The organism is Streptomyces aquilus, from assembly GCF_003955715.1.
GTDB classification, from domain to species: Bacteria; Actinomycetota; Actinomycetes; order Streptomycetales; family Streptomycetaceae; genus Streptomyces; species Streptomyces aquilus.
This window is the reverse complement of the sequence record NZ_CP034463.1, coordinates 4512260-4539154: the sequence shown is the minus strand read 5'-3', so window position 1 is coordinate 4539154 and position 26895 is coordinate 4512260. Positions and strand designations below refer to the sequence as shown.

General features: G+C 70.8%; 23 protein-coding genes. 7 read left to right on the top strand and 16 right to left on the bottom strand.

The features are described from left to right. The first annotated feature begins 84 nt into the window (after window positions 1-84). Window positions 85-1215 carry a dipeptidase gene (locus tag EJC51_RS20835; protein WP_126272474.1) on the top strand — a complete coding sequence of 377 codons (1131 nt, stop codon included), beginning with the start codon at window positions 85-87 and terminating at the stop codon, window positions 1213-1215. Here EJC51_RS20835 and EJC51_RS20830 read toward each other — a convergent pair. Continuing rightward, window positions 1198-1605, bottom strand: a complete 408-nt coding sequence (locus tag EJC51_RS20830) for a VOC family protein (protein WP_126272473.1) — start codon at window positions 1603-1605, stop codon at window positions 1198-1200. The two genes, EJC51_RS20835 and EJC51_RS20830, sit on opposite strands and share 18 nt — an antisense overlap. 16 nt (window positions 1606-1621) lie before the next feature. Further along, window positions 1622-1984 carry a VOC family protein gene (locus tag EJC51_RS20825; RefSeq protein ID WP_126272472.1) on the bottom strand — a complete coding sequence of 121 codons (363 nt, stop codon included), beginning with the start codon at window positions 1982-1984 and terminating at the stop codon, window positions 1622-1624. Window positions 1985-2068: 84 nt separating this feature from the next. Here EJC51_RS20825 and EJC51_RS20820 point away from each other — a divergent pair, with 84 nt between their 5' ends. Further along, on the top strand, window positions 2069-2569 hold the full coding sequence (locus tag EJC51_RS20820; protein ID WP_126272471.1) for a CGNR zinc finger domain-containing protein: 501 nt from the start codon (window positions 2069-2071) through the stop codon (window positions 2567-2569). Between the two features lie 132 nt (window positions 2570-2701). Here EJC51_RS20820 and EJC51_RS20815 read toward each other — a convergent pair whose 3' ends face one another. After that, entirely contained in the window at window positions 2702-4045 is a 1344-nt protein-coding gene (locus EJC51_RS20815; protein ID WP_126272470.1) for a UDP-glucose dehydrogenase family protein, read from the bottom strand. 190 nt (window positions 4046-4235) lie between these two features. On the opposite strand from EJC51_RS20815, the gene EJC51_RS20810 reads away from it, so the two are divergent. Beyond that, window positions 4236-5393, top strand: a complete 1158-nt coding sequence (locus EJC51_RS20810) for an acyl-CoA dehydrogenase (RefSeq protein WP_126272469.1) — start codon at window positions 4236-4238, stop codon at window positions 5391-5393. A gap of 60 nt (window positions 5394-5453) precedes the next feature. Here the strand turns inward: EJC51_RS20810 and EJC51_RS20805 are convergent, their stop codons facing one another. Then, window positions 5454-6002, bottom strand: a complete 549-nt coding sequence (locus tag EJC51_RS20805) for an acyl-CoA thioesterase (protein ID WP_097264954.1) — start codon at window positions 6000-6002, stop codon at window positions 5454-5456. A gap of 119 nt (window positions 6003-6121) precedes the next feature. Here EJC51_RS20805 and EJC51_RS20800 point away from each other — a divergent pair, with 119 nt between their 5' ends. Further along, window positions 6122-7414 (top strand): LCP family protein, encoded by a 1293-nt coding sequence (locus EJC51_RS20800; RefSeq protein ID WP_126272468.1) that lies wholly within the window; start codon window positions 6122-6124, stop codon window positions 7412-7414. Between the two features lie 62 nt (window positions 7415-7476). Here the strand turns inward: EJC51_RS20800 and EJC51_RS20795 are convergent, their stop codons facing one another. The 3 genes from EJC51_RS20795 to EJC51_RS20785 all read right to left on the bottom strand — a co-directional run bounded on the left by EJC51_RS20795 (window position 7477) and on the right by EJC51_RS20785 (window position 10416). Further along, window positions 7477-7848 carry a four-helix bundle copper-binding protein gene (locus tag EJC51_RS20795; RefSeq protein WP_126272467.1) on the bottom strand — a complete coding sequence of 124 codons (372 nt, stop codon included), beginning with the start codon at window positions 7846-7848 and terminating at the stop codon, window positions 7477-7479. A gap of 168 nt (window positions 7849-8016) precedes the next feature. Beyond that, the gene (locus EJC51_RS20790) at window positions 8017-8841 is read right to left on the bottom strand and encodes an SAM-dependent methyltransferase (RefSeq protein ID WP_126272466.1); all 825 of its coding nucleotides are present in this window, start codon (window positions 8839-8841) and stop codon (window positions 8017-8019) included. Between the two features lie 123 nt (window positions 8842-8964). Next, window positions 8965-10416, bottom strand: coding sequence for an LCP family protein (locus EJC51_RS20785; protein ID WP_126272465.1), 1452 nt, complete (start codon window positions 10414-10416; stop codon window positions 8965-8967). Between the two features lie 140 nt (window positions 10417-10556). On the opposite strand from EJC51_RS20785, the gene EJC51_RS20780 reads away from it, so the two are divergent. After that, a complete protein-coding gene (locus tag EJC51_RS20780) occupies window positions 10557-11585 on the top strand; it encodes a glycosyltransferase family 2 protein (RefSeq protein ID WP_126272464.1) in 1029 nt (342 codons plus the stop codon). 112 nt (window positions 11586-11697) lie between these two features. Here EJC51_RS20780 and EJC51_RS20775 read toward each other — a convergent pair whose 3' ends face one another. From EJC51_RS20775 to EJC51_RS20755, 5 genes are all read right to left on the bottom strand, one after another. Continuing rightward, a complete protein-coding gene (locus tag EJC51_RS20775; protein ID WP_126277060.1) occupies window positions 11698-13257 on the bottom strand; it encodes an LCP family protein in 1560 nt (519 codons plus the stop codon). 250 nt (window positions 13258-13507) lie between these two features. Then, window positions 13508-15100, bottom strand: a complete 1593-nt coding sequence (locus EJC51_RS20770; RefSeq protein WP_126272463.1) for an LCP family protein — start codon at window positions 15098-15100, stop codon at window positions 13508-13510. 204 nt (window positions 15101-15304) lie between these two features. After that, window positions 15305-17056 (bottom strand): LCP family protein, encoded by a 1752-nt coding sequence (locus tag EJC51_RS20765; RefSeq protein ID WP_126272462.1) that lies wholly within the window; start codon window positions 17054-17056, stop codon window positions 15305-15307. Between the two features lie 230 nt (window positions 17057-17286). Further along, window positions 17287-18501: an LCP family protein gene (locus EJC51_RS20760; protein ID WP_126272461.1), complete on the bottom strand. Its 1215-nt coding sequence runs from the start codon at window positions 18499-18501 to the stop codon at window positions 17287-17289. Window positions 18502-18742: 241 nt separating this feature from the next. Further along, window positions 18743-19498: a TIGR03089 family protein gene (locus EJC51_RS20755; protein ID WP_126272460.1), complete on the bottom strand. Its 756-nt coding sequence runs from the start codon at window positions 19496-19498 to the stop codon at window positions 18743-18745. Window positions 19499-19638: 140 nt separating this feature from the next. On the opposite strand from EJC51_RS20755, the gene EJC51_RS20750 reads away from it, so the two are divergent. Together EJC51_RS20750 and manB are read left to right on the top strand one after the other, a co-directional pair. Next, window positions 19639-20994: a peptidoglycan recognition protein family protein gene (locus EJC51_RS20750; RefSeq protein ID WP_126272459.1), complete on the top strand. Its 1356-nt coding sequence runs from the start codon at window positions 19639-19641 to the stop codon at window positions 20992-20994. A 157-nt stretch (window positions 20995-21151) separates the two neighbouring features. Next, entirely contained in the window at window positions 21152-22234 is a 1083-nt protein-coding gene (gene manB / locus EJC51_RS20745; RefSeq protein ID WP_126272458.1) for a mannose-1-phosphate guanylyltransferase, read from the top strand. Window positions 22235-22426: 192 nt separating this feature from the next. On the opposite strand, the gene EJC51_RS20740 is transcribed toward manB, so the two are convergent. From EJC51_RS20740 to EJC51_RS20725, 4 genes are all read right to left on the bottom strand, one after another. Beyond that, a complete protein-coding gene (locus tag EJC51_RS20740; RefSeq protein WP_126272457.1) occupies window positions 22427-23458 on the bottom strand; it encodes a DNA-3-methyladenine glycosylase family protein in 1032 nt (343 codons plus the stop codon). A gap of 148 nt (window positions 23459-23606) precedes the next feature. Next, a complete protein-coding gene (locus EJC51_RS20735; RefSeq protein ID WP_126272456.1) occupies window positions 23607-24908 on the bottom strand; it encodes a coenzyme F420-0:L-glutamate ligase in 1302 nt (433 codons plus the stop codon). Beyond that, on the bottom strand, window positions 24905-25864 hold the full coding sequence (cofD, locus tag EJC51_RS20730; protein ID WP_126272455.1) for a 2-phospho-L-lactate transferase: 960 nt from the start codon (window positions 25862-25864) through the stop codon (window positions 24905-24907). Before cofD ends, EJC51_RS20735 begins: the two co-directional genes overlap by 4 nt. Before the next feature lie 33 nt (window positions 25865-25897). Continuing rightward, window positions 25898-26392 (bottom strand): cysteine dioxygenase, encoded by a 495-nt coding sequence (locus EJC51_RS20725; RefSeq protein WP_126272454.1) that lies wholly within the window; start codon window positions 26390-26392, stop codon window positions 25898-25900. Window positions 26393-26895 lie beyond the last annotated feature (503 nt).

Below are 26895 nucleotides of genomic sequence, written 5' to 3'. Positions count from 1 at the left end.
CACCCACCAGGAAGCCCCCCGCGCCCCGTGCGACGGTGACCGTACTGCTGATCATGTCGCCGACCACGACGTACGGAGCCCGCCATGGCAGATCTCCAGGACGAACTGCACACGACGACCGAGGTCGGCGCGCTCGACGAGCTGCCCGACCCGTTCGCGGAGACGGTGGAGGCGGCGCAGTCCTACACGCCCGTCTCCGACCCGGACACCGAGCCCCTGGAGCGGGCGCACGCCATCCTCGCCGCGCATCCCGTCGCCGACGGCTACAGCGGACTGCCCTGGGCCCTGCGGCACCTGTCCTGGTTCGACCTCGAACTCGGCGAGAGCTCCGTCGACACGGACGTGCCCCGGCTGCGCGAGGGCCACGTGGGCGCCCTGTTCTGGTCACTGCACCTGCCCGAGAGCATCGGCGGTGACCGTGCCGTCGGCGCCACCCTGGAGCAACTGGACCTGGTCAAGACGGTCGTGGGGGCGCACCCGGAGGGTCTCCGGCTCGCCCACACCGCCGGCGAGACGGCCGACGTACGGCACTGCGGCCGCGTCGCCGTCCTGCTCGGCCCCGCCGGTGCCGCCGCCCTCGGTGACTCCCTCGGCATCCTGCGCTCGCTGCACGCCCTCGGCCTGCGCGCCCTCACCCTGTCCGGCGCCTCCTGGGCGAGCGAGGCGGGACTCACCCGGTTCGGCGAGGAGGTGCTGCGCGAGATGAACCGGCTCGGCGTCCTCGCCGACCTCTCCGGCGCCTCCGCCGACACCGTCCGCCGGGCGCTCGCCGTCTCCAAGGCGCCGCTGCTGTGCACCCGCTCCGCCGCCCGCGCGCTGCGCCCCCACCCCGCCAACCTCCCCGACGACCTGCTCGCCGAGCTGGGCGCCGCCAAGGGCCTGTGCATGGTGCCGCTCACCGCCGAGCAGACCGGCCCGAACGTGCGGGACGTGGCCGACCACCTGGACCACGTCCGCGCGGTCGCCGGTCCTGAGTGCGTCGGCCTGTCCGGTACCTACGACGCCGGCACCGCCCATCCGCAGGACCTCGCCGACGCCTCCTGCTACCCCCACCTCGTCGCCGAACTCCTGCGCCGCGACTGGTCCGAGTCCGACATCGCCCTGCTGACCTGGGGCAACGTCCAACGCGTCCTGCGCAGCGCGGACTTCACGGCCCGCGCCGCCCGGGAGCGGCGCGAGCCGTCGACGGCGAAGATCTCAGACCTGGACGGGTAGCCGCCGGTGCGGGTCGATCCGGCAGAGGCAGAACGGATGCCCCGCCGGATCGGCGTACACCCGGAAGTCCTCCTTGTCCGCCGCGTGCAGCGGCCGCGCACCGAGCGCCAGCACCTTCTTCTCCGCCTCCTCGACCTCCTCCCACGTCGACCCCGCGTCGAAGTCGAGGTGGAACTGCTGCGAGTTGCGGTCCGCGCGCGGCCACTCCGGCGGCGTGTACCCCTCGGCCCGCTGGAAGCAGAGCCGGGGGCCGCCCGGCACGTCGAGCACCACCCACTCGGGATCGTCGTCCTGCGGAGTGCCGCCCACCACCCCGGCGTAGAACCGGGCGAGCGCCCGGGCGTCGGGGCAGTCGAGGACGACGGAACGGAAGCGGGTCACGGCGGTCATGGGGATACCTCCCGGCTCAGCAGGCACACAGGCAGAACGGGTGCCCCGCCGGATCGGCGTACACACGCCAGGTGCGGGTGCGGTCGGCCGCGTCCAGGGCCGTGGCGCCGAGCGCCAGGACCTCCTTCTCGGCGGCGTCCATGTCCTCGACGGTCAGGTCCAGATGGAACTGCTGGGAGTTGTGGTCGGCGCGCGGCCACTGCGGAGCCACGAACCCGGGCGCGGCCTGGAACGCCAGCGACGGTCCGCCGGGCACCTTCACGTCCACCCACTCCCCGTCCCCCTCCACCGTGCCGCCCAGCACCTCGGCGTAGAAACCGGCCAGTGCGCGGGGGTCGGGACAGTCCAGGACGACGACGCCCAGCTTGGCGAGAGCCATGACTTCCTCCGGTGTTACCTGTAGGAGCGGTCAACGAGTAACGCGGTTACCGCATACTCCCCCATAAGAGGTAACGTCGCAAGCATGAGTGAGAGATCGGCCGCCCCGGGCAGCCTGGCGCTGGTCGAGTCGCTGGTGAACACGCTGGACATCGAGTCGGGCGCCGACGCCCTCGACACGGCGGACGGCCGCGCGCGCTTCGGGCTCACGGAGGAAGAGGTGCCGGGGGCGCGCGAGCTGCGGGAGTCGCTGCGGGCGGCACTGCTGGCCCACGCGGGCCATCCGGCGCACGCTCAGGTCACGCCCCTCGGCGAGCTGCTGGCCGCGGCACCCCTGCGCGTGACGGTCGACGCGACCGACGGCTCCGCCGCCCTCGCCCCCGCCGACGCCGGACGCCTGCCCGCCCGTGTCGCCGCGGCCGTCGCCGAGGCCCTGATCGCGGGCACCTGGCTGCGCCTCAAGTCCTGCGAGGCCCCCACCTGCCACTGGGCGTACTACGACCGCAGCCCCGCCGGCCGCGGCCGCTGGTGCTCGATGCAGGTGTGCGGGGCGCGCGCGAAGATGCGGCGCTACCGGGCCAAGTAGTTCACCGGATGCCGCACAACCCGGATGCCGCACAACCCGGATGCCGCACAGGCCGGTGGTGCAGAATGCAACAAGACGCCGGTTCGGCCGACTGAGCCTCGGCCGAACCGGCGTCGCCTTCTCCGGCAGGGATCAGGCGGTGGGCCGCCCCATCGCCCGGTACGTCCACCCGGCCTTCCGCCACAGCACCGGGTCGAGGCTGTTGCGCCCGTCCAGGATCAGCCGCACCGCCGCGGCCTCGCCGAGCGCCGCCGGGTCCAGCTCGCGGAACTCCCGCCACTCCGTCAGATGCAGGACGACGTCGGCGCCCCGGACCGCCTCCACGGCGGTGTCGGCGTAGCCGAGGGTCGGGAAGACCCGGCGGGCGTTCTCCATGCCCATCGGGTCGTAGACGGTCACCTGGCCGCCCTGGAGATGGATCTGCCCGGCCACGTTCAGCGCGGGCGAGTCCCGGACGTCGTCCGTGTCGGGCTTGAAGGTGGCGCCGAGCACCGCGACCCGCTTGCCGAGGAACGGTCCGCCGCCCAGCGCCTCCCGCGCCAGCTCCACCATCTGCCCGCGCTGGCGCATGTTGATCGAGTCGATCTCCCGGAGGAAGGTCAGCGCCTGGTCGGCCCCCAGCTCACCGGCGCGCGCCATGAAGGCGCGGATGTCCTTGGGCAGACAGCCGCCGCCGAACCCGATGCCGGCCCGCAGGAACTTCCGGCCGATCCGGTCGTCGTACCCGATCGCCTCCGCCAGCTTGGCGACATCGCCGCCCGAGGCCTCGCACATCTCCGCCATCGCGTTGATGAAGGAGATCTTGGTGGCGAGGAAGGAGTTCGCCGAGGTCTTCACCAGCTCGGCGGTGGGGAAGTCGGTGACGACGAACGGCGTGCCCTCCGCCACCGGCGTCGCGTACACCTCGCGCAGCAGCTTCTCGGCCCGCTCGCTGCGCACCCCGACCACGATCCGGTCCGGGTGCAGCGTGTCCTGCACGGCGAAGCCCTCCCGCAGGAACTCCGGGTTCCAGGCCAGCTCGGCGTCGGCCCCGGCGGGGGAGTGGTCCGCGAGGTAACGGGCCAGCCGGTCGGCGGAGCCGACGGGCACGGTGGACTTGCCGACGACGAGCGCGGGCCCGGTCAGGTGCGGCGCCAGAGAGGCGATCGCGGAATCGACGTACGACATGTCGCAGGCGTACTCGCCGTGCTTCTGCGGCGTGTTGATGCACAGGAAGTGGACATCGCCGAAGGCACCCACCTCGGCCCAGTCCTGGGTGAAGCGCAGCCGCCCGCTGGACCCCTCGATCCCGGCGACGTGCTTGCGCAGCAGCTCGTCCAGGCCGGGCTCGAACATCGGGGCCTCGCCGCGCTGGAGCATGGCGATCTTCTCCGGTACGACGTCCAGGCCCAGCACCTCGAAACCGAGCTCGGCCATCGCCGCCGCGTGCGTGGCGCCGAGGTAGCCGGTGCCGATCACGGTGATCTTGAGGGCCATGGGTGCTCCAGGGGTGGACGGCGTTGGTGCGCTGCCCGAGCATAGTCGGGGCGTGACGGCGCCCCTCGTCGGGCAGCCTTCCCCCTGTCGCCAAGCTCACGTATCACTCCCGTGGGCGGGCCTCTAAAATTTGAGTTACTTAACGGTAATTAGCGTCGACCACCGCAGCGCACTGGGAGCGTGAGACACCTTGGCCGGATCGGCTGACTTCGACCTGTACCGCCCGTCCGAGGAGCACGACATGCTCAGGGACGCCATTCGCTCGCTGGCCGAGGCGAAGATCGCGCCGTACGCCGCCGCGGTGGACGAGGAGGCCCGCTTCCCGCGCGAGGCCCTCGAGGCGCTGGTCGCGAACGACCTGCACGCCGTCCACGTGCCCGAGGAGTACGGCGGCGCCGGCGCGGACGCGCTGGCCACCGTGATCGTGATCGAGGAGGTCGCGCGCGTCTGCGTGAGCTCCTCCCTGATCCCCGCGGTGAACAAGCTGGGCTCGCTCCCGGTGATCCTCTCCGGCTCCGAGGAGCTGAAGAAGAAGTACATGACGCCGCTCGCCAAGGGCGACGGGATGTTCTCGTACTGCCTCTCCGAGCCCGACGCGGGTTCCGACGCGGCCGGCATGAAGACCCGCGCGGTCCGCGACGGCGACCACTGGATCCTCAACGGCGTGAAGCGCTGGATCACCAACGCGGGCGAGTCCGAGTACTACACGGTGATGGCCGTGACGGACCCCGAGAAGCGCTCCAAGGGAATCTCGGCGTTCGTCGTCGAGAAGTCCGACGAGGGCGTCTCCTTCGGCGCCCCGGAGAAGAAGCTCGGCATCAAGGGCTCCCCGACCCGCGAGGTCTACCTCGACAACGTCCGCATCCCCGCCGACCGCATGATCGGCGAGGAGGGCACCGGCTTCGCCACGGCGATGAAGACCCTGGACCACACCCGCATCACGATCGCGGCCCAGGCCCTCGGCGTCGCCCAGGGCGCCCTCGACTACGCCAAGGGCTACGTCCAGGAGCGCAAGCAGTTCGGCAAGGCCATCGCCGACTTCCAGGGCATCCAGTTCATGCTCGCCGACATGGCCATGAAGATCGCCGCCGCCCGCGCCCTGACCTACCAGGCCGCGGCCGCCTCCGAGCGCGGCGACAAGGACCTCACCTTCCAGGGCGCGGCGGCCAAGTGCTTCGCCTCGGACGTGGCGATGGAGGTCACCACGGACGCGGTCCAGCTGCTGGGCGGCTACGGCTACACCCGTGACTACCCGGTGGAGCGGATGATGCGCGACGCCAAGATCACGCAGATCTACGAGGGCACCAACCAGGTTCAGCGCATCGTCATGGCGCGCAACCTGCCGTAACGGCCGTACGAGGAAGGGGCGCCCGGATGATCTCCGGGCGCCCCTTTCCGTCTGCCGCCGTCAGTCCTCGAAACCCTCCGCGGCCCGCTTCTCCCGCAGCTCCATGATCGCCCGGCGTCGGGCCAGCCGGTGGGTGCGGCGGATCTGGGCCTCCTGGTAGCGGCGCTTGTCCTTCTCCGTCTCCGGGATCACCGGCGGTACCACGCGGGGCTTGCCGTCGGCGTCGACCGCGGCGAAGACGAGATACGCGGAGCCGACCTGGGTCGCCGGGTTCGACTCGTTCCAGCGCTCCGCCAGCACCCGCACCCCGACCTCCATCGAGGTCCGGCCGGTCCAGTTGACCTGGGCCTTCACATGGACCAGGTCACCGACCCGGACCGGCTCCAGGAACACCATCTCGTCCATGGAGGCGGTCACCGCGGGCCCGCCGCTGTGCCGGCCGGCCACCGCGCCCGCCGCGTCGTCGACCAGCTTCATGATCACGCCGCCGTGCACCGTCCCCAGAAGGTTGGTGTCGTTGTGGGTCATGATGTGGCTGAGGGTGGTGCGGGACGCCGACGTGGGCTTGCCAGGAATGTCGGACTCCGCTGCGGGGGCCTGGTCTGTCATGCCGTCCACCTTATGCCGCCGCCTCGAACGCGGACTTTGTGTTGGGTTCGCAACAGCAGTGCCCTGATTTTCCTACGACCCTTGTAAAGGGCACAGCCGTTCCCGGCACACTGGGCCCCATGAACGATTGGCCCGAGGCATGGTCCGACGAGAACCGCGGCAACCGCTACGGACGCGGCAGCGCGAGCGCACAGCCTGAAGGCGCCCGCGCCATGCGGCAGGTCCGCAGGCCCGCCTCGGGTGCGTACGGGGGCGGCCCCGGCCAGTCCGCGCCGCCCTACGGCGGCGGAGTGCCGCAGCAGCCCTCCTACGGCGGCGGCTACACCGACGCCCCCGCCGGCGACGGGTACGACAGCGGCTACAACACCGGCCAGGTCTACGGCGGTGGCGGCCCCGCCGGGCCCGGCGGCCGGGGGCGAGGTGAGCGTCCCGCGCCGAACTGGCGCCGCCGGATCAAATGGACGGCGATCACGGTCGTCACCGTCCTGGTCGTGACCACGATCGGCACGTACTTCTGGGCCGACTCCAAGCTCAACCGCGAGGTCGACCTGTCGAAGGTCATCGACCGGCCCGACTCGGGCAAGGGCACCAACTACCTGATCGTCGGCTCCGACAGCCGTGAGGGCATGTCGGCCGAGGAGAAGAAGAAGCTGCACACCGGGTCCGCCGAGGGCAAGCGCACGGACTCGATGATGATCCTGCACACCGGCGACAACGGCGACACCCTGATCTCCCTGCCGCGTGACTCCAACGTGACGATCCCGCAGTTCAAGGGCTCGGAGTCCGGCAAGATCAGGCCCGCGATGGGCGCGAACAAGCTGAACGCGGCCTACGCCATCGACGGTCCGACGCTCCTGGTCCGCACCGTCGAGTACAACACCGGTCTGCACATCGACCACTACGTCGAGATCGGCTTCGCCGGCTTCGCCAACATCGTGGACGCGGTCGGCGGCGTGGACATCACCATCCCGGAGGGCGGCATGAAGGACACCAAGTCCGGCGCCGACTTCGCGGCGGGCAAGCAGACCCTGAACGGCGAGGAGGCCCTGGCCTTCGTCCGTACCCGGTACGCCCTCAAGGCCTCCGACCTGGACCGCACGAAGAACCAGCAGAAGTTCCTCTCGGCCCTCGCCAACAAGGTCGCCACCCCCTCGACGGTCCTCAACCCCTTCAAGCTCTACCCGACCATGGGCGCGGGCCTGGACTCCCTGATCGTCGACAAGGACATGGGCCTGTTCGACCTCGCGGAGATGTTCTGGGCGATGAAGAGCGTCAACGGCGGCGACGGCAAGTCGATGAACATGCCGATCTCCGGCTCGGTCGGCGGCAACCTCGTCTGGGACAAGGCGAAGGTGAAGACGCTGGTGGACGAGCTGAAGAACGACGAGAAGGTCACCGTCTCCGGCAACTGACCCGACGACACCACTCAGGGGCACCCCTCGGGGTGCCCCTGAGCCGTTTCAGGCCGCCCTGCTCACATCGTGGCGCCCGCCATGCTGCGACACATCTCCGCGCAGCGACGACACGCCTCCGCACAGCGCATCATCATCGGGTCGTCCGGCATGGCCATACACGCCTCGGCGCACATGTCGCACGCCTTGGCGCACAGCGCGCACATCTCGGCCGACATCGGGGAGCGGCGCATCATCATGTCCGCGCACATGCGGGTCATCTCGGAGCAGTCCATGAGCGCGCGCATGATCTGCATCTGGGCCTGGCCGCCCATCTGCATGCAGGAGCTCATGGTCTCCTCGCACATGCTGTGGCAGGACATGCAGGCCTCGACGCAGTCCTGCATCTCCTTGCTCATGGCGGTCATTCCGGTCATTCCGGGCTTGGTGGTCATGGCTCCTCCTCGGGGGGTGCGGAGCCCGGGACGGGCCCCGTGCGCTTCCGTCCTACGCCCGCCCACCGCCCGGCGCCATCGGGCGGACGGTAATAATCCGGAACGTAGCCGACGCATACGCACGGTCCCGACCATTTCGCCGGGGCGGCCTCGCCACCGCCATCCGGGTTACGGCTTCCTGCCCACCCCCGCGAAGTGCGTGACCTCGGCGATCTCGCCCTCCGGAGCCTCCGGCCGCCAGCGTGAGCAGGAGACGATGCCGGGTTCGAGGAGCTCGACGTCCTCGAAGAGGCGGGCGAGGTCGGCGCGGCTGCGCAGGGTCATCGGGGCCGAGCCCTGGCTGTTCCAGTACTCCACCGCCGTCTTCATCGCCTCGCCGTCGACCTCGGTGGTGGGGTGGGAGATCACCAGGTGGCTGCCGGAGGGAAGGGCCGCCAGCAGCTTGCGCACGATCGCGACCGCCTCGTCGGTGTCCATGACGAAGTTGACGATGCCGAGCATCGTGACCGCGACGGGGCGGGTGAGGTCGAGGGTCTCGGCGGCGCCCCGCAGGATCGCCTCGGGGTCGTGGACGTCGGCCTCGATGTAGTCGGTGGCGCCCTCGGGCGTGCTGGTGAGCAGGGCGTGCGCGTGGGTGAGGACGAGGGGGTCGTTGTCGACGTAGACGATCCGGCACGCGGGGTCGACGCGCTGGGCCACCTCGTGGGTGTTGTCGGCGGTCGGCAGTCCCGTGCCGATGTCGAGGAACTGCCGTATGCCCGCCTCCTCGGCCAGATACCGGACCGCGCGGGACAGGAAGGCGCGGTCCGCGACGGCCGAGCGCGGCAGGGCCGGGACGAAGGACAGGATCTGGTCGCCGACCTCCTCGTCCACGGGGTAGTGGTCCTTGCCGCCGAGCCAGTAGTTCCAGATCCGGGCGGAGTGGGACACGTCGGTCCGGAGCCTGGTCACGCGTGCGACGCCTTCGTCACGGGGCACTGCGGGATCGGACATGAGCCTGGTCTCCTTCGGGCGGCACTGACCGGACATCACCGGTCGGGATGCGCACCAAACTAGACACAAGTCAGCGGCCCTGGCCGGAAGTTGACCGAAGTTCCGGGTTTACGGGCTTTGGGCTCACAGACACCTCACCTCGTCCCCGGTCACCACCCCGAACTCCCCCTGGTACGGATCCTCCGCCCGCACCTTCCGCACCCGCTCGAAGTCCGCCCCGGCGATCACCTTCAGCACCGCCCCCTGCCCCGGCACCGGCCGCAGCTCGCTGCCCGGCAGCGCCGCCGCCAGTGACTTCGCGGAGCGGTCCCAGCGGGGGTCGTAGGCGACGACCGTGCGCTTGACGGCGCGGTTCGCCGAGGTGACCGGCTGGTGGGTGGTGCGGAAGCCGGTCGCGGCGAGCTGGGCGTCGACGCGCTTGCCGAGCCCGGCGGTCGCGGTGCCGTTCTCGACCTGGACGCGGATCTGCTGCGGGGCGACGGCGACCCGTACGGCCTTGCTCTTCGGCTTGTGCACGGCCAGCGGCTCGTCCTCGCGCAGCGCCTGGAAGAGCCGGCCCGCCTTCCGCGCGTCCCATTTCAGGGTGGAGCCGACGCCCTTGACGGCGTACCCCATCTGCCCGATCGGGACCGTCGTGAACTCGGAGGAGGACGGCGAGAAGTTCCGCATCGCCCGCCCCAGGTCCAGGAGTTCGTCCGTGCCGAACTCCCGGTCCGCCCGCACCGAGCCCAGCACCGCCCGCGTCACGTCCCGGAACTTGAGCGGGTTGAGGAGGATGCCGGAGGACGTCGCGCGGTCGATCAGCGCCGCCATGAAGCGCTGCTGCCGCTTCATCCGGCCCAGGTCCGCCGCCCCGTCGATGTGCCGGGAGCGGACGTACTGGAGGGCCTCGCCGCCCATCAGGGTGTGCGAGCCGGCGGGCAGGTCCAGGCCGGTGTAGGAGTCCTTCAGCGGTTCGGCGGTGCAGATCTTCACGCCGCCGACGACGTCCACCGTCTTCATGAAGCTGGTGAAGTCGACCTCCAGATAGTGGTCGATCTTCACGTGCGTCATCGTCTCGACGGTCCGCACGGTCAGCTGCGGGCCGCCCTCCGCGTACGCCGCGTTCAGCTTGATGGGGTGGCCGTGGTGCTGCTCACCGGTGGTCTGGTCGGTGTGCGGGGGCGTCATCGCGTACGAGTCGCGCGGCAGGCTCACCACGCTGGCCCGCTCCCGGTCCTCCGAGATGTGCACGATCATGATCGTGTCGGTGCAGTGACAGGGCGCGCCGCCGAGGCGGTACTTCTGCCGCTCGGCCTCGGTGATCTTGTCCCGGCCGTCGGTGCCGACCAGCAGCACGTTCATGCCGTGCCCGGCTCTCGGCCGGTTCTTCATGTCCTTGAAGGGGTCCACGCGCGCGATGTCCGCGTCGAGGCTGGAGAGCACCCCGTGCCCGATGCCGGCCGAGGCGAGGATCACCACGGAGAGCGTGGTCACCGCCCGAGCGGCCCAACGCGGTTTCCGCCGCCGAACGGGTGGCCGCGGCCTCGGTCGGGGCCGGGGGGCGGTGGGGGAGCGGCGGGGCGGCGTGGACATGGGGGACACCTCCGCTGAGACCGGACCTGAGGGCCTTACATGGGATCTTCAGCACCGTAGGCCGATACGATCTGCGGCCCGGGACGCCGCCCCGGGCGGGGCGCACCGGTGTCCCCCGTTCGCGGTAACGTGAGCCCCCTATGAACGCCAAGCCCGACGTGCAGCTCCCCGCCGTGTCTGTGATCATGCCCGTCCTCGATGAGGAACGGCATCTGCGCGGAGCCGTCCAAGCGATCCTCGCGCAGGAGTACGCCGGCGAGATGGAGGTCGTGATCGCCCTCGGTCCGTCCAAGGACCGCACGGACGAGATCGCCGCCGAGCTCGTGGCCGAAGACCCCCGCGTGCACACCGTCCCCAATCCGACCGGCCGCACGCCCGCCGCCCTGAACGCCGCGATCAAGGCCTCCCGCCATCCGATCGTCGTCCGCGTCGACGGCCACGGCATGCTCTCGCCGAACTACATCGCCACCGCGGTACGGCTCCTGGAGGAGACCGGCGCGCAGAACGTCGGCGGCATCATGCACGCCGAGGGCGAGAACGCCTGGGAGGACGCGGTCGCCGCCGCGATGACCTCGAAGATCGGCGTCGGCAACGCGGCCTTCCACACGGGCGGCCAGGCGGGCGAGGCCGAGACGGTCTACCTCGGTGTCTTCCGCCGCGAGGCCCTCGAACAACAGGGCGGCTACAACGAGGAGTTCATCCGCGCCCAGGACTGGGAGCTGAACTTCCGCATCCGCGAGGCCGGCGGTCTGATCTGGTTCTCGCCGGAGCTGCGGGTGTCGTACCGCCCGAGGCCGTCGGTGAAGGCGCTGGCCAAGCAGTACAAGGACTACGGCCGCTGGCGGCACGTCGTCGCCCGCTACCACTCCGGCTCCATCAACCTGCGCTACCTCGCCCCGCCGGTCGCCGTGTGCGCGATCGCGGCCGGCCTCGTGGTCGGCGCGACCCTGACCCCGCTCGGCTTCGTCGTCCCCGGCGGCTACCTCGCGGCGATCGCCCTGGGCTCGCTCCCGGCCGGCAAGGGCCTGTCCCTCAAGGCCCGCCTCCAGATCCCGGTCGCCCTCGCCACCATGCACATGTCGTGGGGGTACGGCTTCCTGACGAGCCCCAAGTCGCTCGCCCGCAAGGTCATCGCGTCCCGGCGGCCGGCGGTGCTGACGGAGGCGTAGAGGCCTGCGAAGTCTCTCGACGTACCGACGTACCGACGTACCGACGGATCGACGGGCCGAAGGCCCCCTCCCGGACAACAGGGAGGGGGTCTTCGCCTTTCACATCCGCGCGCTACCAGGTGAAGTCCGGATTGACGTGCATGCAGGCCTTGGTGTCCGCGCCGTTGAAGGTGTCCTCCGACTCGGGCAGCGAGTCGTCCTCCTTCGGGGCCTTGTACGTCGTGCCCTCACGCCAGTCCGCGCCCACCACGAGCGTCACCCCGGAGACGTCCGTGGACTTCTTCACCGAACTCGTCGGCACGCCGAGGACCTTGGCCACCCGCAGGGCGTCGCCCTTGAGGTCGATGCTCGGGTAGCGGATCAGGGTCTTCGCCGTCGCCGTCGCCGTCGTCCGGTCCGCCGCGGCCTTGGTGAAGCCCTTGCCGACCAGGAGCCCGGCCACCGTGCCCGCCCGGCCGGAGACGGGGGCGAGGGTGTCGGTGCGGGTGCCGTTCTCGACGGTGATGCCGATCTCGTCGTCCGCGGCGGCCTGGTCGGAGGTGGTCGTCTCCTGCGCGGCCTTCTTCTTGTCCTTGCCGTCGAGGGCGATGTCCTCACGGACGAGCCGGAAGACCTTCTCGGCCTCCTCGGGCTTGGGCACCACCCGGTTGCCGTCCGCGGCGTACTGCCAGGGCATCGTCGTCATGGTGATGCGCTTCGTGGGGACCTTGCGCAGCTCGTTGCTCAGGTCGTACAGCTTCGTCACCGACCCCAGCCCGTCGTCCACCGTCAGTGCCTCGGTGGCCGTCTCGGCGAGCTTGCGCAGCTTGTTGGGGCTGCTCAGCGTCGCGTTCTCACGCAGCTGGCGGACCATCGAGTTCATGTACTGGTGCTGGGCCTTGGCCCGGGCGATGTCGGTGTTGTCCTCGAAGCCGTACCGGGTGCGCAGCCACTGAAGGGCCTGCTTGCCCTTGATGGGGGTGGTGCCCTCCTTGAGCTTCAGGCCCGAGCCGTGCCCCGTCGAGGTGTGCGAGTAGATGTTGGCGTCCACGCAGACCGGGACGCCGCCGATCGCGTCCGCCATCGACACCACGCCCGCGAAGTCGACCATGATGAAGTGGTCGATGTGGATGTCGGTGAGCTTCTCCCAGGTCGCCACCGTGCAGCCGGGGCCGCCGCGGCCCAGCGAGTCGTTCGTCATCGCCGAGGTGAGCGCCGGGTAGACCTTGTCGTCGTCCGGGTCCGTGCACTTCGGGATGTCGACCAGGGTGTCGCGCGGCATGCTGACCACCGACATGTTGGAACGGTCCGCCGACACGTGCAGCAGCATCTGGACGTCCGCGCGCGGCGCGGTGTTGTACGTCTCCTTGGCGCCGCCGAGCTTCTGGTTCTCGGCGTTGTCCCGGGCGTCCGAGCCGATCAGCAGGATGTTCAGCGGCGTCTGACCGGCGGCGTTGGCCTCCGTCTTGGCGGCCCTGTCCTTCTCGTCGCCGATGTTCAGGTCGTCCTTCTTCAGGTTGCCGTTGAGGTGCCGGTAGTAGAGGTACCCGGCGCCCGCGGTGCCGACTATGACCACCGCCAGCACGATCGCCGCCCAGCGCAGGAACCGCCGGCCCCGCCTGCGGCCGCCTCGGCCGCGCCGTCCCCCGCCGTGCCCTGCGGGCGGTCTGGGGCCCTGCGGTGTGAGGGACATCGTGTCCTCGACCGCGGGCACCTCTCCGCGCACGCTCTGCGTCAACTCCCCTGCCCTCCCCACCCTGTGCCACAAAAGCGGACCCTTGGCCGGCCCGCCGAGCCTCCCCTTGCCCGGCGGGCGGCTGGTCGACTGTGCGCCCGGTCCGCCTGCTCGGAAGCGTACGCGAGCGCGGCTCATCATTCTTCAGTCACATAGGAGTTCGCTGTGGGGGCAGGGGTTTCCCTCGGTCGCCCCCGTCAGCGCGCTCCTACCACTGATACGTCGGGTACACGTCCATGCACTTGCTGTCGTCGGCCCCGTTGATCTCGTCGGAGTTCGACGGCAGGTCCCCGGCCTTCGGGTCCGCCTTCTTCGGGTACGTCGTGCCCTCACGCCAGTCGGTGCCCACGACGAGCGTGATCCCGGAGACGTCCGCCGACTTCTTCACCGAACTCAGCGGAATCCCCAGGGACTTGGCGACACGCTGGGCGTCGCCCTCCAGGTCGGCGCTCGGATAGCGCACGACGGTCCGCTCCTCCGACAGCCCCGCCGTGGCGTCCGCGGTGGCCCGGGCGAAGCCCTTGCCCAGGAGCAGATCGGTGACGGTACGGGCCCGCCCGTTGGCCGGGCCGAGCGTCGAGGACGCGGTGGCGTTCTGCACGGCGACCGCGATCCGGTCGTCGGGCGCCGCGGGGTCGTCGGAGACCTTCTCCTCGGTCTTCTTCCTGCCGCCGGAGCCCTTGTCGTCGAAGGGGACGTCGTCGCGGAGCATCTGCCACATCTTCGCGGCGCCCGCGGGCTCAGGGACCAGGTGGTTCTTGTCCTGGGGGTCCTCGGCGTTCGGCATCGTCGTCATGGTGAGCCGGTCGGTCGGCACCGACTTCAGCTGCATGCCCAGGTCGTACAGCTTCTTCACGGTGCCGATCTCCTCGGAGACCGTGAGGGACTTCGTGGCCGCCTCGGCCAGGTCCATCAGCCGCCCGCCGTCGGTGAAGACGTTCTGCTGCTTCAGCGTACGGATCATCGAGTTCAGGTACATGTGCTGGGCCCGCGCCCGCATCTGGTCGCTGCCCCAGGCGTGCCGGGTGCGCAGCCACTGGAGCGCCTGCTTGCCCTTGACGTCGTGCTTGCCCTTGGTGAGCTTGAGGCCGGAGCCGCCCTTCTGCATCGCCGTCGGGCGGTCCCACACGTTCTGGTTCACACAGACCTCGACACCGCCGACCGCGTCCGCCATGCTCACCACGCCCGCGAAGTCGATCGTCATCCAGTGGTCGATGTAGACGCCGGTCAGGTTCTGCCAGGTGTCGAGCGTGCAGCCGGCCCCGCCGCGGGCCAGCGTCGTGTTGATGATGTCGTTGGTCGCCGGGTACACGTGACCCGTCTTGGGGTCCGTGCACTTGGGTATGTCGACGCGGGTGTCGCGCGGGATGCTCACCACGGCGGCGCTCTTGCGGTCCGCGGACAGGTGGATCAGCATCTGCACGTCCGCCAGCGGCGGATTGCCCCGGTTGTCCCTGCTGCCGCCCAGCTTGACGTTCTCGTCTGAGTTACGGCTGTCGGAGCCGATCAGCAGGATGTTCAGCGGCGTCTGCCCGGCGGCGTTCGGCTTGGCCTTCGCCGCGTTGGAGCCGCCCGTGCTGCGCTTACCCTTGTCGATGTTGGCGTTCAGATGCTGGTAGTACAGATAACCGGCGCCGGCCGTGCCGAGTATCAGAACCGACAGCGTCGTCGCCGACCAGCGCAGCACGCGATGCTTGCGGCGCGGTCGCGCCCGGCGTCTGCCGTGTCTGCCCCCACTGCCCTCGGCCGCCCCCTCCGCGGCCTCCGGCTGCTGCTCTTCCCGGACACTGCTGTGGCTCATCTCCCCGTCCTCCCCACCCTCACCACACACCCCACAGGCCTGCCGTACGCCCTGTTAGACGTTCGACAGGCCTGTCAGGTCAACACACTTCAGATGTTCGGCGGGCGCCGTTGCCCGCGTCCCCGCCCTTCAGCGGGCGCCGTCGCCCACGTCCCGCCCCTCAGCGAGCGCCGTCGCCCGCGTGCCCGCCCCCGCGGGCTCCGCTCACTTGGCGCACTTCACCTCGTTCGCCGTGGTCTTGTCGACGTTCGACGCCGTCGCGGTGGAGTTCATCTTCACGCCGGCCCCCTTGAAGTCCTCGCCCAGCGTCAGCGTCATCGTCGGCAGCCCCTGGGAGTTGGTGACGCTCTTGCCGGGCTTCATCATCGAGCCCTTGAGCCCCAGGATCGAGGCCAGCCGGCGAGCCTGGTCGGCCTGGTCCGGGGCGTACTCCAGGGTCGTCTTCGCCTGCGACTTGTCGGCGTTGCCCGCGTTCTCGGACTTGGTCACGCCCGCCTCGGTCTGGAGGTAGGTGAGCTCCTCCTGGGCGCTGCCGGCCGCGGCACCGCCGTTGAGGATCCGCACCCGCACCTCGGAGGCGTCCGACTTGGTGCCCTTCAGCCGGGCGGCGACGGCGGCCTTCTCCTTCTTCTCCTGGGCCTTGACCTCGGTGAAGGAGGTGTCGCTCTTGATCATGTTGAAGACCTGGGAGGCGTTCGGCTCAAGGGGCACGACGGTCGCCTTGACGACCTCGGTGGGGTTGTCCTTGACCGGGACCGTGGTGAAGGTGATGTTCTTCATCGGCACCTTCTTCAGCTCCAGGGCCACGTCCTTGAGCGTGCTGGCCTTCCCTATGCCGGTGTCGACGGTGAGCGCCTTGGTGGCCGCGTTGGCCAGCTTGATCAGCTTGGTCGGGCTGGTGAGGGTGTCGCCGGAGGTCATCTTGCGCATCAGCGAACTCATGAACTGCTGCTGGACCTTGATGCGGTCCAGGTCGCCCTGGTTGCCGAAGCTGTGCCGGGTGCGGACGAAGGCGAGGGCCTGCTCGCCCTCGATCGTGTGCTTGCCGGCGGACAGCTTCAGATGCGAGTCGGGGTCGTCGACGTCCTTGCCGAGACAGACCTCCACACCGCCCACCGCGCTCGTCAGCGTCTTCACCGCGTTGAAGTCGGCCATCGCGAAGTGGTTCACGTCGATGCCGGTGAGCTCCTCGACCGTCTTCATGGTGCAGCCGGGGTTACGGCCGTCCTGGCCGAGGCTGGTGTTGAAGCGGACGTTCTGGGTGCCCGGGATGATCTTCTCGGTGCCGTCGTCCTCTTTGGTCTCGCAGTCCGGCACGTCGACGATCAGGTCCCGGGGGATGCTCATCGCGGTCGCGTTCGTCCGGTCCTTGGAGACGTGCAGCAGGATGTTGGTGTCGGCGTGCCCGACGCTGCCCTTGTCGCCGTAGCCCTCGTTGCCCGACCCGGTCCGCTTGTCGGTGCCGATGATCAGGATGTTGAAGGCCTCGTCCTTGCTGAACCCGTCGTCGGCCACGTTTCCGACGTCCTCGGTCGTGACGTTGCCTTCGAGGTGCTTCAGGTACAGATACGCGGCACCGGCCGTGCCGACCAGCACGAAGGCCATCACGCCGCCGGTCCACAGCAGTATTTTCTTGCCGCGCGCCTTCTTCTTGACCGGCCGCCGGTTGCGGCGCCCGGGCGGCGGTTCCTCCGGCGCACCGCGCCGACGCCGTGGCGGCGGTACGTCACGGCCGGGGGCGTCGGCGGGCGAGGTGCGTCCCGGCGCGGCCGTTCTGCCGCGCGGCGCCCCCGAAGAGCCCGCCGGGCGGGGAGTCGTTCTGCTGCGGGGCCCCGGGACCGCTGATTGCGGTGCGGAAGGAGTCAGTCGCAGTTCGTATTCGCCAGTGTTCGGATTGAGTACCCACTGGTCTGCGGGGTCGATGTCGTCCGCCCGCCCACGGCCTTGCGCGTCCACGGTTGTCTGAATCCTCCGTCGGGGCCACGCGGCGCCTTCCCCCTCAAAGGCGCTCGGGTCTCGGTCACACAGTGCACGACCCCAGGAAGACCTATCGGCCTGCTGCACCGGATCGCTCACACTATCCGGCCAGTTCACTGGCAAGCGACGACGGTGACAAATTCCACGTCCCTACAACCGGGCAATCCACCCATTTCCTTGAACAGATGTACGTCGCCTTGGTAATCGCTTTACTTACAGGTGTCCTCGGCGGCCGTGTTTCCGCGGAACGTGGGTGCGGGCGACTCCTCGTCGCCGTCCGCTTCTTCTTGCGGACCGTCGCTCGAATTGGGGTTCTTTGTCGCGGAATCCCGCGGAACTTCCTCGGCGACCGCCACCGGCGCGTCCGTGCGCAGCCGGGCGAACAACTGCTCCGCCTCGGCTTCGACGAGTTGGTCGCGGTTGGCGTCGTAGGCGTACGACTCCCGCGGCACGGTCAGGAATTGCACACGTTCGGTGGGGATGTCGCGCAGTCCGCGCACGAGTTCGTACAAACCACGCAAGCTCGCCAGATCCGGATCGGTCGTGAGCGAGGACGTGGCCGCGTCCAGCACCGGATAGAGCTTCACCGGATTGAGCAGGACGTCGTTGCTCTGCACTTTGTTGACGAGCGCCCCGAGGAACCGCTGCTGCCGGTCCATCCGGTCGGTGTCGCTGCCGTCGCCGATCGACTTGCGGGCGCGGACGTAGCCGAGGGCCTGCTCCCCGTCGAGCGTCACCTTGCCCGCCGGGAGCCTCAGCTTGGCGGCCTTGTCGTTGATCGGCTTCGTCAGGCAGATCTCGACGCCGTCGACCGCGTCGACCATGTCCTTGAAGCCGTGGAAGTCGACGACCATGTGATGGTCGATCCGGATGCCGGTCAGCTTCTCCACGGTCCGGATGGTGCACGCCGAACCGCCCTTCTGGAAGGCGGAGTTGAACATCGCGAACATCGGCTCGGTCCGGCTGCCGTCCGCCTGGAGGCAGGCCGGTACGTCCACCATCAGATCGCGGGGGAGCGAGACGGCGGTGGCGCTGTGCCGCCCGGCGGAGAGGTGCAGCAGGATCGTCGTGTCCGAGCGCTCGGTCCCCGAGTCCCGCCCGTAGCGCGCGTTGCCGTCCCCGGAGCGCGAGTCCGACCCGATCAGCAGGATGTTCTGGGCGTCCTTGACGAGGGCGGTGGGCCGCTCCTTCTCGTACCGGGCGAGTTCGGCGGCGGCGGCGTTGTCGGGCGTGATGTTCCCGTCGAGCTTGGCGTAGAGCGCCCACCCGGTCCCGACGGCCGCCACGAGGACGACGCCCACCCCGATCGCCCCGCCCCGCAGCCAACGCCGCCGACGCCGCCGTATCAGCCCCCGCCCGGTGGCGGAAGCCCCCGCTCCCGGACCGAGGGTGCCTTTGGGGGGCTTACCTGCGGTGTCGGTCACGGTTCGATCCACCCCTCATGGCGTACGAGCGTCGTGCGGGCTGCTCCTACGACCATGACGCGGAGGGGAGGGCTGGGGCGGCTGGTGTTGAGCCGGATGGGGGAGTGGCGGCACTTTTCGTGGGCGGTGCAGGTGATGCCCCTCAGGGGTGCGGGGCTGTATCGATGTGCGGCTCCGCCGCGTGGGCGCGACCAGCCACAGCGCACCCGCACCCGCCAGACGACGGACCGCGGCACCCCCTTCAGCGCGCCGTAACAGTCACCCGCTCACTCTCCACCCGCTTCGCCAGCCCTTCCTCACCCAGCCGCTCCAGATTCCGGCACAACACCACGGACCCCCCGGTGGCCAGCGGCGAGTACAACCCCGCGCACAGCCCCTCCCACGTGTCGTACGGCAACCCCGACAGCAACCGGGACCCCGGCCCCGTGAGCCCCAGGCCGGAGGCCTCCGCGGCCGCCCGCTCCACGAGCTCCGCCCCGCTGAACTCCCGCCCGGCCACGACCAGCGCCGGCTCATCGGGGTCGACCGGCGCGAACGGCGCGAACCGGTCGCCCTGCCCCGGCACCTCGACCGCGTAGTCGGCGAAGCCGTCCGGCGGCTGCGGGAAGCGTCCGCCGAGCGGCCGCAGGGCGAGCGCGATCCGGGAGCCGGAGCAGGCGCGTGCCGCGTCGAGGGTGTCCGGGCCGCTCACCACGATGTCGGCCGCCTTGGGGTCCCCGGCGACATCGGCGACCACGCCCACCGAGGAGCACGCCAGCAGCCACACGGCCGTCTGCCAGTGCGCGGGCAGCAGCAGCGCGACCCGGTCGCCGGGCTCCGCGGAGAGCTCGCCCTGGAGCAGGTTGGCGGTCTTGGCCACCCAATTGGCGAAGGTGGCGACGGACAGTTCGACGCGTTCGCCCGTGGCGTCGTCGTAGAAGGTCACCAGGGGGCGTCCGGCATCCGCGGCGAGCGCGGAACGCAGCAGGTCGGCAGGGGTGCGATCGGTGGCGTTCACCCGGGCAAGCGTACGCGGGCGCACGGCGCGGCGGCGAGGGACCGGCCCGCCGTCGGCTCACCGGTTCGGGGGAACGCCAGCCGACGCTCCGTCAGTTCCCGGATAGACAGAAATGTATGACTATGTCCAACATCGTTCACATGCGTGGATTTCTTGCTTCCTCGATCGGTGTCACGTGTGCGGCCGCCCTCGCCCTTCCGCTGACCCCACCCGCCGCCGCGACCGTCGCGCGTCCGGCGCCGAGCGCGGAGGCGGCCGTCCCGGGCAGTACGCAGTCGCTGCCCCTCACCCCGCTCGGCGCCGACCGCTCCCTGGGCTCCGCCCCCGTCCAGGGCCTGCCCCGCCGCGATGTGCACCGCTTCTCGATGGTCGGCGTCGTCTGGGACGACCCGGACACGGCCCTGCACGGCCGCGTCCAGGTACGCGCGCGTGCGCTCGGCTCGGGCACCTGGTCCCCCTGGCAGGACGTCGAGACGCACTACGGCGACGACGGCGCCGACCCCGGCACGGCCGAGCGCTCCTCGGGCCGGGTGCGCGGGGCGACGGCACCGCTGTGGGTGGGGGACTCGGACGGCGTGGAGGTACGGGTGCGGGCGGGCGCCGAGACGCGCGAGGTCGGTGCCACGCCGACCGCGCTGCCGTCGGGGCTGCGCCTCGAACTCGTCGACCCCGGCGGGGCCGCCCTCCCGCAGGGCAGCCCGGCCGGCGGCCCGCGGGCGCGTGGCGGGCTCGGCGTCGAGGCCCCCGAGGCCCTGGCCGCCTCCGCCGCCAACGCCGGACTCGCGCCACTCGGCGCCCTCGAGATCCCCGCCCTCGACCGCACGCGGACCGAGCGGGAACTGCGCACCCTGCGGGCCGGTGAACTGACGGAGAGTCAGCGGGTGAAGCCGTTGATCGGCCCGCGCCCGCGGATCGTGACACGCCGCGGCTGGGGAGCGGACGAGACGCTGCGCGAGAAGAAGTTCGTCTACACGAAGAAGGTGAAGGCGGCCTTCGTGCACCACACGGCCACCGGCAACGGCTACCGCTGCTCGCAGGCCCCCTCCGTCATTCGCGGTATCTACCGCTACCACGTCCGGAGCATGGGCTGGCGCGACATCGGCTACAACTTCCTCGTCGACAAGTGCGGAAAGATCTACGAGGGCCGCGCCGGGGGAGTGGCGAAGGCCGTCCTCGGCGCCCACACCCTCGGCTTCAACACCAACAGCATGGGGGTCGCCGTCCTCGGCTCCTTCGGCTCCACCCGCCCCTCGTCCGCCGCGGTGAAGGCCATCGCCCGGCTGACGGCCTGGAAACTCGGTCTCTACGGCGCCAATCCGCGCGGAAAGACATACCTGAAGTCGGGCGGTGGCAACCTCTACCGCAAAGGCACGAAGGCTCGGCTGAACGTCATCTCCGGCCACCGCGACGGCTTCTCCACGGCCTGTCCCGGCTGGGAGCTCTACCGCAAACTCGGCACGGCCCGCTCGACCGCGGCGCGCTACCAGGGGAGGTAGGGGGAGGACGAGGGGCCCGGAGAACCAGGGGGACGGACAGAGAACCGTACTGCCGTCGAATCCGTCGATGCTGTCGAAAGCGCCGCACAACGGTCTGCATACACTGACCGGCCGAAAGAGAGTTCGGCCGGTCACCGGCAGGAAGCAGAGACGACAGGTGACAGAAGCGATCCTCCTGGTCGGAGGCAAGGGCACGAGGCTGCGCCCGCTGACGGTGCACACCCCGAAGCCCATGGTCCGCGCGGCCGGAGTCCCGTTCCTCACACATCAGCTGGCGAGAGCCAGAGCCGCGGGCGTGGACCACATCGTCCTGGCCACGTCCTATCTGGCCGAGGTCTTCGAACCGTACTTCGGCGACGGCTCGGCCCTCGGACTGCACATCGAGTACGTCACCGAGGAGGAGCCGCTCGGCACGGGCGGGGCGATCCGCAACGTGGCCTCGCGTCTCCACTCGGGCCCCGACGACCCGGTCCTGATCTTCAACGGCGACATCCTGACGGGCCTGGACATCAGGGCGCTGGTGGCCACGCACGAGTCGACGGACGCGGACGTCTCCCTGCACCTGACGAAGGTGACCGACCCGCGCGCGTACGGCCTGGTCCCCACGGACGAGACCGGAAAGGTCCTGGCCTTCCTGGAGAAACCCCAGAGCCCCGAGGAGATCGTCACCGACCAGATCAACGCGGGCGCCTACGTCTTCCGCCGCTCCCTGATCGACACGATCCCGACGGGACGCCCGGTGTCCGTCGAACGCGAGACCTTCCCCGACCTGCTGGCGGCCGGCGCCCACCTCCAGGGCATGGTCGACTCCACGTACTGGCTGGACCTGGGCACCCCGGCCGCCTTCGTACGCGGCTCGGCCGACCTGGTCCTCGGCCGCGCCCCGTCCCCCGCGGTGCCCGGCCGCTGCGGCGACCGGCTGATCCTCCCCACGGCCCGCGTGGCCCCCGACGCCAAACTCACCGGCGGCACGGTGGTCGGCGAGGGCGCCTTCGTGGCCGAGGGCGCCCGGGTCTTCGGCAGCACGATCCTGCCGGGCGCGGTCATCGAACCGGGCGCGATCATCACGGACTCCCTGATCGGCACCCGCGCGAGGGTCGGCGAACGCTCCGTCCTCACCGGCACGGTCATCGGGGACGGCGCGGTGGTGGGCCCCGACAACGAGCTGAGAGACGGCGCGCGGGTGTGGTGCGACGCCAGGATCCCGGCGGGGGCGGTGCGCTTCTCGTCGGACCAGTAGGGAACGACGGCACTGTCGCCCCCTGACCGTGGCTGCCTTCTCAACGCCGGCCCGCATTTTCAGCCTGTCCGGCGTTTGAGGACGAGGCCCTTTCGGGGCCGAAGCGGGGGTCTTGGGGGGCTGGGGGGCGGCAGCCCCCAGTGAGGGGACGGGTAGGGGCGGCGGGGGCGAAAAACCCTTGGCGCGCCCCCGTCACAACCGCCCGATATCCCCCCGAGGCATCCGCGGCGCCCGCCGCGCCGGCGTCCGCCCGCTCAACAAGATCAACCGAGCCGCCCGATGCCGCTGCCCCGCATAAGGCTCCAGCAGCGACAGCATCGCCTCGTCATCCGCATCCCGGTCCCCCGCCAGCGCCCATCCCACGATCCCCGGCAGATGCAGATCCCCCACGGTCACCGCGTCCGCCGCCCCATGACTGCGCTGCACCACCTCCGCGGACGTCCACGGCCCCACCCCCGGCACGACCTCCAACCGCGCCTGAGCCTCCGCCGCAGACATGCCCACCGCCTGCTCCAGCCGCGCGGCAACCCGCACGGCCCGCAGGATCGTGGACGCCCGCTTGTTGTCGACGCCGGCCCGATGCCACTCCCACGACGGGATCAACGCCCACGTCCGGGGCGCCGGCATCACCCACAGCCGCCCGCCGGCCGCGGGCCCCGGCGCAGGCTCCCCGAACTTCCGCACCAGCGACCGCCATGCCCGGTACGCCTCGTCGGTGGTGACCTTCTGCTCCAGGATCGACGGGATCAAGGACTCCAGCACCAGCCCGGTCCGCGTCAGCCGCAACCCCGGCCGCCGATGCCGGGTCACCGCCAGCAACCGGTGCCGCGGCACGAAGACGGACGGATCGTCGGCGGCTCCGAGCAGCTCGGGCAACCGGTCGAGCAACCACTCCGCCCCCGGCCCCCACGCCTCCCCGCGGACCTCTCCGTCGCGCCGCGCGGCGACCCGCAGGGTCCCCGGCCCGGCCGGCGTCAGACTGGCCCGCCACACCGACCCGTCCGGCATCGCCCGGAACGTCGGATCGGCGGGCCCGCGCCGCAACGGCCCGAGCACCAGCCCCAGATCCAACGGCCACTCCGGCACGAACGTCCGCACCCGCCCCGGCGCGGCCGCGGGCCGCGGCACACCCCCGGGCACGCCTCCCGGCGCACCTCCCGGCACGGCGACATGCCCACCGCGCACCGTCGTACGCGTGGGCCGCGGAGCGAACCGTCCAGCCACGAATGAAGTCCCGGGAAAGCCGAAGGAAGGGGGCGCTACGAGAGTAGAGGGAAGCGCTACGAGAGTGGGCCTACGAGCGCAGAGCGGGCCCTACGAGAGTAGGGGCGCGGAAGCCAAGCTGCCCTCACCCCGTGTCCACCGCAACACGTCACCGCACCTCGATGAACATCCCCGCGTCCCGCTCCGCCCGGGCCTTCGGCTCCTCCGCCGGATGCCCGACCGCCACGGCCCCCATCGGATCCCAGTCCTCCGGCAGCCCCAGCACCTCCCGGACCACGTCCCGGCAGAACATCGTGGACGACACCCACGCGGACCCCAGCCGCTCCCCGGCCAGCGCGACGAGGAAGTTCTGCACCCCGGCCCCGGTGGCGACGACGAACATCTCCCGCTCGGCCCCGTCCCGCCGCGGATCGCCGTACGTGTGCGAGCCGTCCATGACGAGACACGGCACCACCAGATAGGGCGCGTTGCGCAGCACGTCCCCGCGGCGGACCCGCTTGGCGATCGACTCCTCGGTCTTGCCGTCCCGCCGCAGATCCGCGATCCACGCGTCCCGCATCGCGTCCAGCAGCTCGGTCCGGGAGGCCTCGGACTCCAGCAGCACGAAACGCCACGGCGTGGTGTGGTGCGGCGCCGGCGCGGTCACCGCCGCGGCGACGGCCCGCCGCACGGCACCCCCGTCGACCGGCTCGTCCGTGAAGGCCCGGACCGTACGCCGCTGGGTCACCGCCAGCCGGACCGCCTCGGAGGTGCCCAGCCGGAACATGTCGTCGCGCGCGCCGCGCACCATGGCGCCCGCCCCCTCCCCGTGCTCGGCGGAGACCACGTGCGGCAGCCCGCGCACCACGGCGACGGGCAGCCCGGCGGCCTTGCCCTTGACCAGATCACCGGCGGCGGCCAGTTCGTCGGCCGTGGCGACGACGGTGGCGCTGAGCGGATTGCCGTACGCGTCCGTGCCCCCGCGCAGGTCGTCGAGGACCCGCACCCCCGCGGCGCCGATCGCCACGTCCGTGAGCCCCGCGCGCCAGGGGCGCCCGAAGGTGTCGGTGACGATCACGCCGACGTCGACCCCGAGCAGCTCCCGCAGCCCCTCGCGGATCGCACGCGCGGAGGCGTCCGGGTCCTCGGGCAGCAACAGGACCGTCCCGGCCGGGGTGTTGGAGGCGTCGACGCCGGCCGCGGCCATGATCAGCCCCTGCCGGTTCTCGACGATCCGCAGCGCACCGCGCCGAGCCACCACGCGGACCGTCTCGGCGTCGATCGCCGCCTCCCGGTCGGCCGCCTCGACGATCCGGCCCTCCGCCTTGGAGACGATCTTCGAGGTGACGAGCAGCACGTCACCGTCGGCGAGGCCGGGCTCGGCGGCGGCGATCAGCTTGGCGAGGTCGTCCCCGGCCGCGATCTCGGGCAGCCCGGGCACGGCCCACGCGCGGAAGCCGTCCGTACTCATCGGGTCCGGACCTCCTCCGCCAGCGCCAGCGCCTCGCGGGCCATCTGCGCGCTCGCGTCGAGGTCCGTCATCATCAGCGGTACGGCCCGGCAGCGGATGCCGGCCGCCTCGACGCGCTCCACGGAGGCCGCGTCCACGGTGTCGACGAGCCAGCCGTCGAGCAGCCCCGAGCCGTAGTGCTCGGCCACCGCCGCGGCCGTCGACTCCACGCCCACCGCCGCCAGCACCTTGTCGGCCATGCCGCGCACGGGCGCGTCCCCGACGATGGGGGACAGGCCGACGACGGGGACGCCCGCCTCGGCGATCGCCTCGCGGATGCCGGGCACGGCCAGGATCGTGCCGACCGAGACGACCGGGTTGGACGGCGGGAAGAGGATGACGTCCGCCGCGGCGATCGCCTCCAGGACGCCGGGCGCGGGCTTCGCCTGCTCGGCGCCGACCGGCACGATCGCCTCCGCCGGGACGGAGGCGCGCAGCCGTACCCAGTACTCCTGGAAGTGGACCGCCTTGCGCTCGCCGTCCACCTCGACGGCGACATGGGTCTCCACGCGGTCGTCGGACATCGGGATCAGCTTCACGCCCGGCTGCCACCGGTCGCAGAGCGCCTCGGTGACCGCGCTGAGCGGGTACCCGGCGCCGATCATCTGGGTCCGCACGATGTGCGTGGCGAAGTCCCGGTCGCCGAGTCCGAACCACTCGGGCCCGACGCCGTACGCCGCGAGCTCCTCCTTGAGGTGGAAGGTCTCGTCGGCCCGGCCCCAGCCCTGTTCCTCGTTGATGCCGCCGCCGAGCGTGTACATCACCGTGTCGAGGTCCGGGCAGACCTTCAGTCCGAAGAGGTGGATGTCGTCGCCGGTGTTGCCGATGACCGTGATGTCCGCGTCCGGCACGGCCTGCTTCAGACCGCGCAGGAAACGGGCACCGCCGATGCCGCCTGCCAGAACCACGATTCGCATGGGACCAGCATTGCAGGCGGGTACGACAACGCGTCAGGCGGTCACCGGACGCGCCGTGCAGGCATGGGAGGTGTGCATGGGCATCTCCGTCAGACCCGGGTAGTACACGTGCAGGCTGACCGCCGGCTCCAGCGCGTCGTTGACGACCTCGTGCACATAGCCCGGCGCGAACACCCGCTGCGTGCCGGCGGCCAGCGCGCGCGTGCCGCGGTCGGTGCGCTCGGTCAGCTCGCCGTCCAGGACGGTCAGCACGCCGGACGAGCGGCCGTGGTCGTGCGGTCCGCTGCCCTGACCGGGCACCCAGGACAGCAGCCAGACCTCGTAACCGGGGCCGGTGCGCAGCCGGTGGTACCAGCGCGACGTGGCGTCGTACTCCACCAGGTGCTCCCACTGCGAGCGGTCGGCGGCGATGGAGCGGGCCAGGCCGACGAACTCCGCGACGGTGACGGGGTGCTCGCGCGGGGCCTGGAGCAGGTGGGGGACCTCGAGGATGTCGCCGGCGATCTGGAGGTCGTTGTCGCTGTTCATGGATGCGGTGGTTCCTCAGTGAAAGAAGGTCAGTCAGACAGAGGGAACGAGAAAGGCCGAGTCCCCGGGGGATTCGGCCTTCAGCTGGAGCGGCGGGTGTGGTTCGCCGGGCTCAACAGCTGTGACAGCAACAGCAACAGCGAGCGCGGGCAGCACCGTGGGACCCGGCGGTGCGGGTCGAGGTGAGTGCCAAGTTCGCGAGCATGCCCACAAGGACAGCGGTTCACACCCCCACTGTCAACTCGACACCGGCATGTGGGACCGGTTTCACCTCATCCGGTTCATCTGTGAGGTGAAAGGTTTGTTCACGGGGCTACCGGGACACATGGCGCACAACCGGCGCGCACGGAACGGGAACGAGCTCCTGGGCGTCCTTCTCCGTACAGGTCCTGCACGGGTCGGACGACCCCGCGGACCCCGTCTGCTTGTCAAGGTTTATGGCGATTTGAACACTTTCCGCTAGGCCTTGGTTCCGCAGAGTGAATAAGGGGCCCAATAGCAGA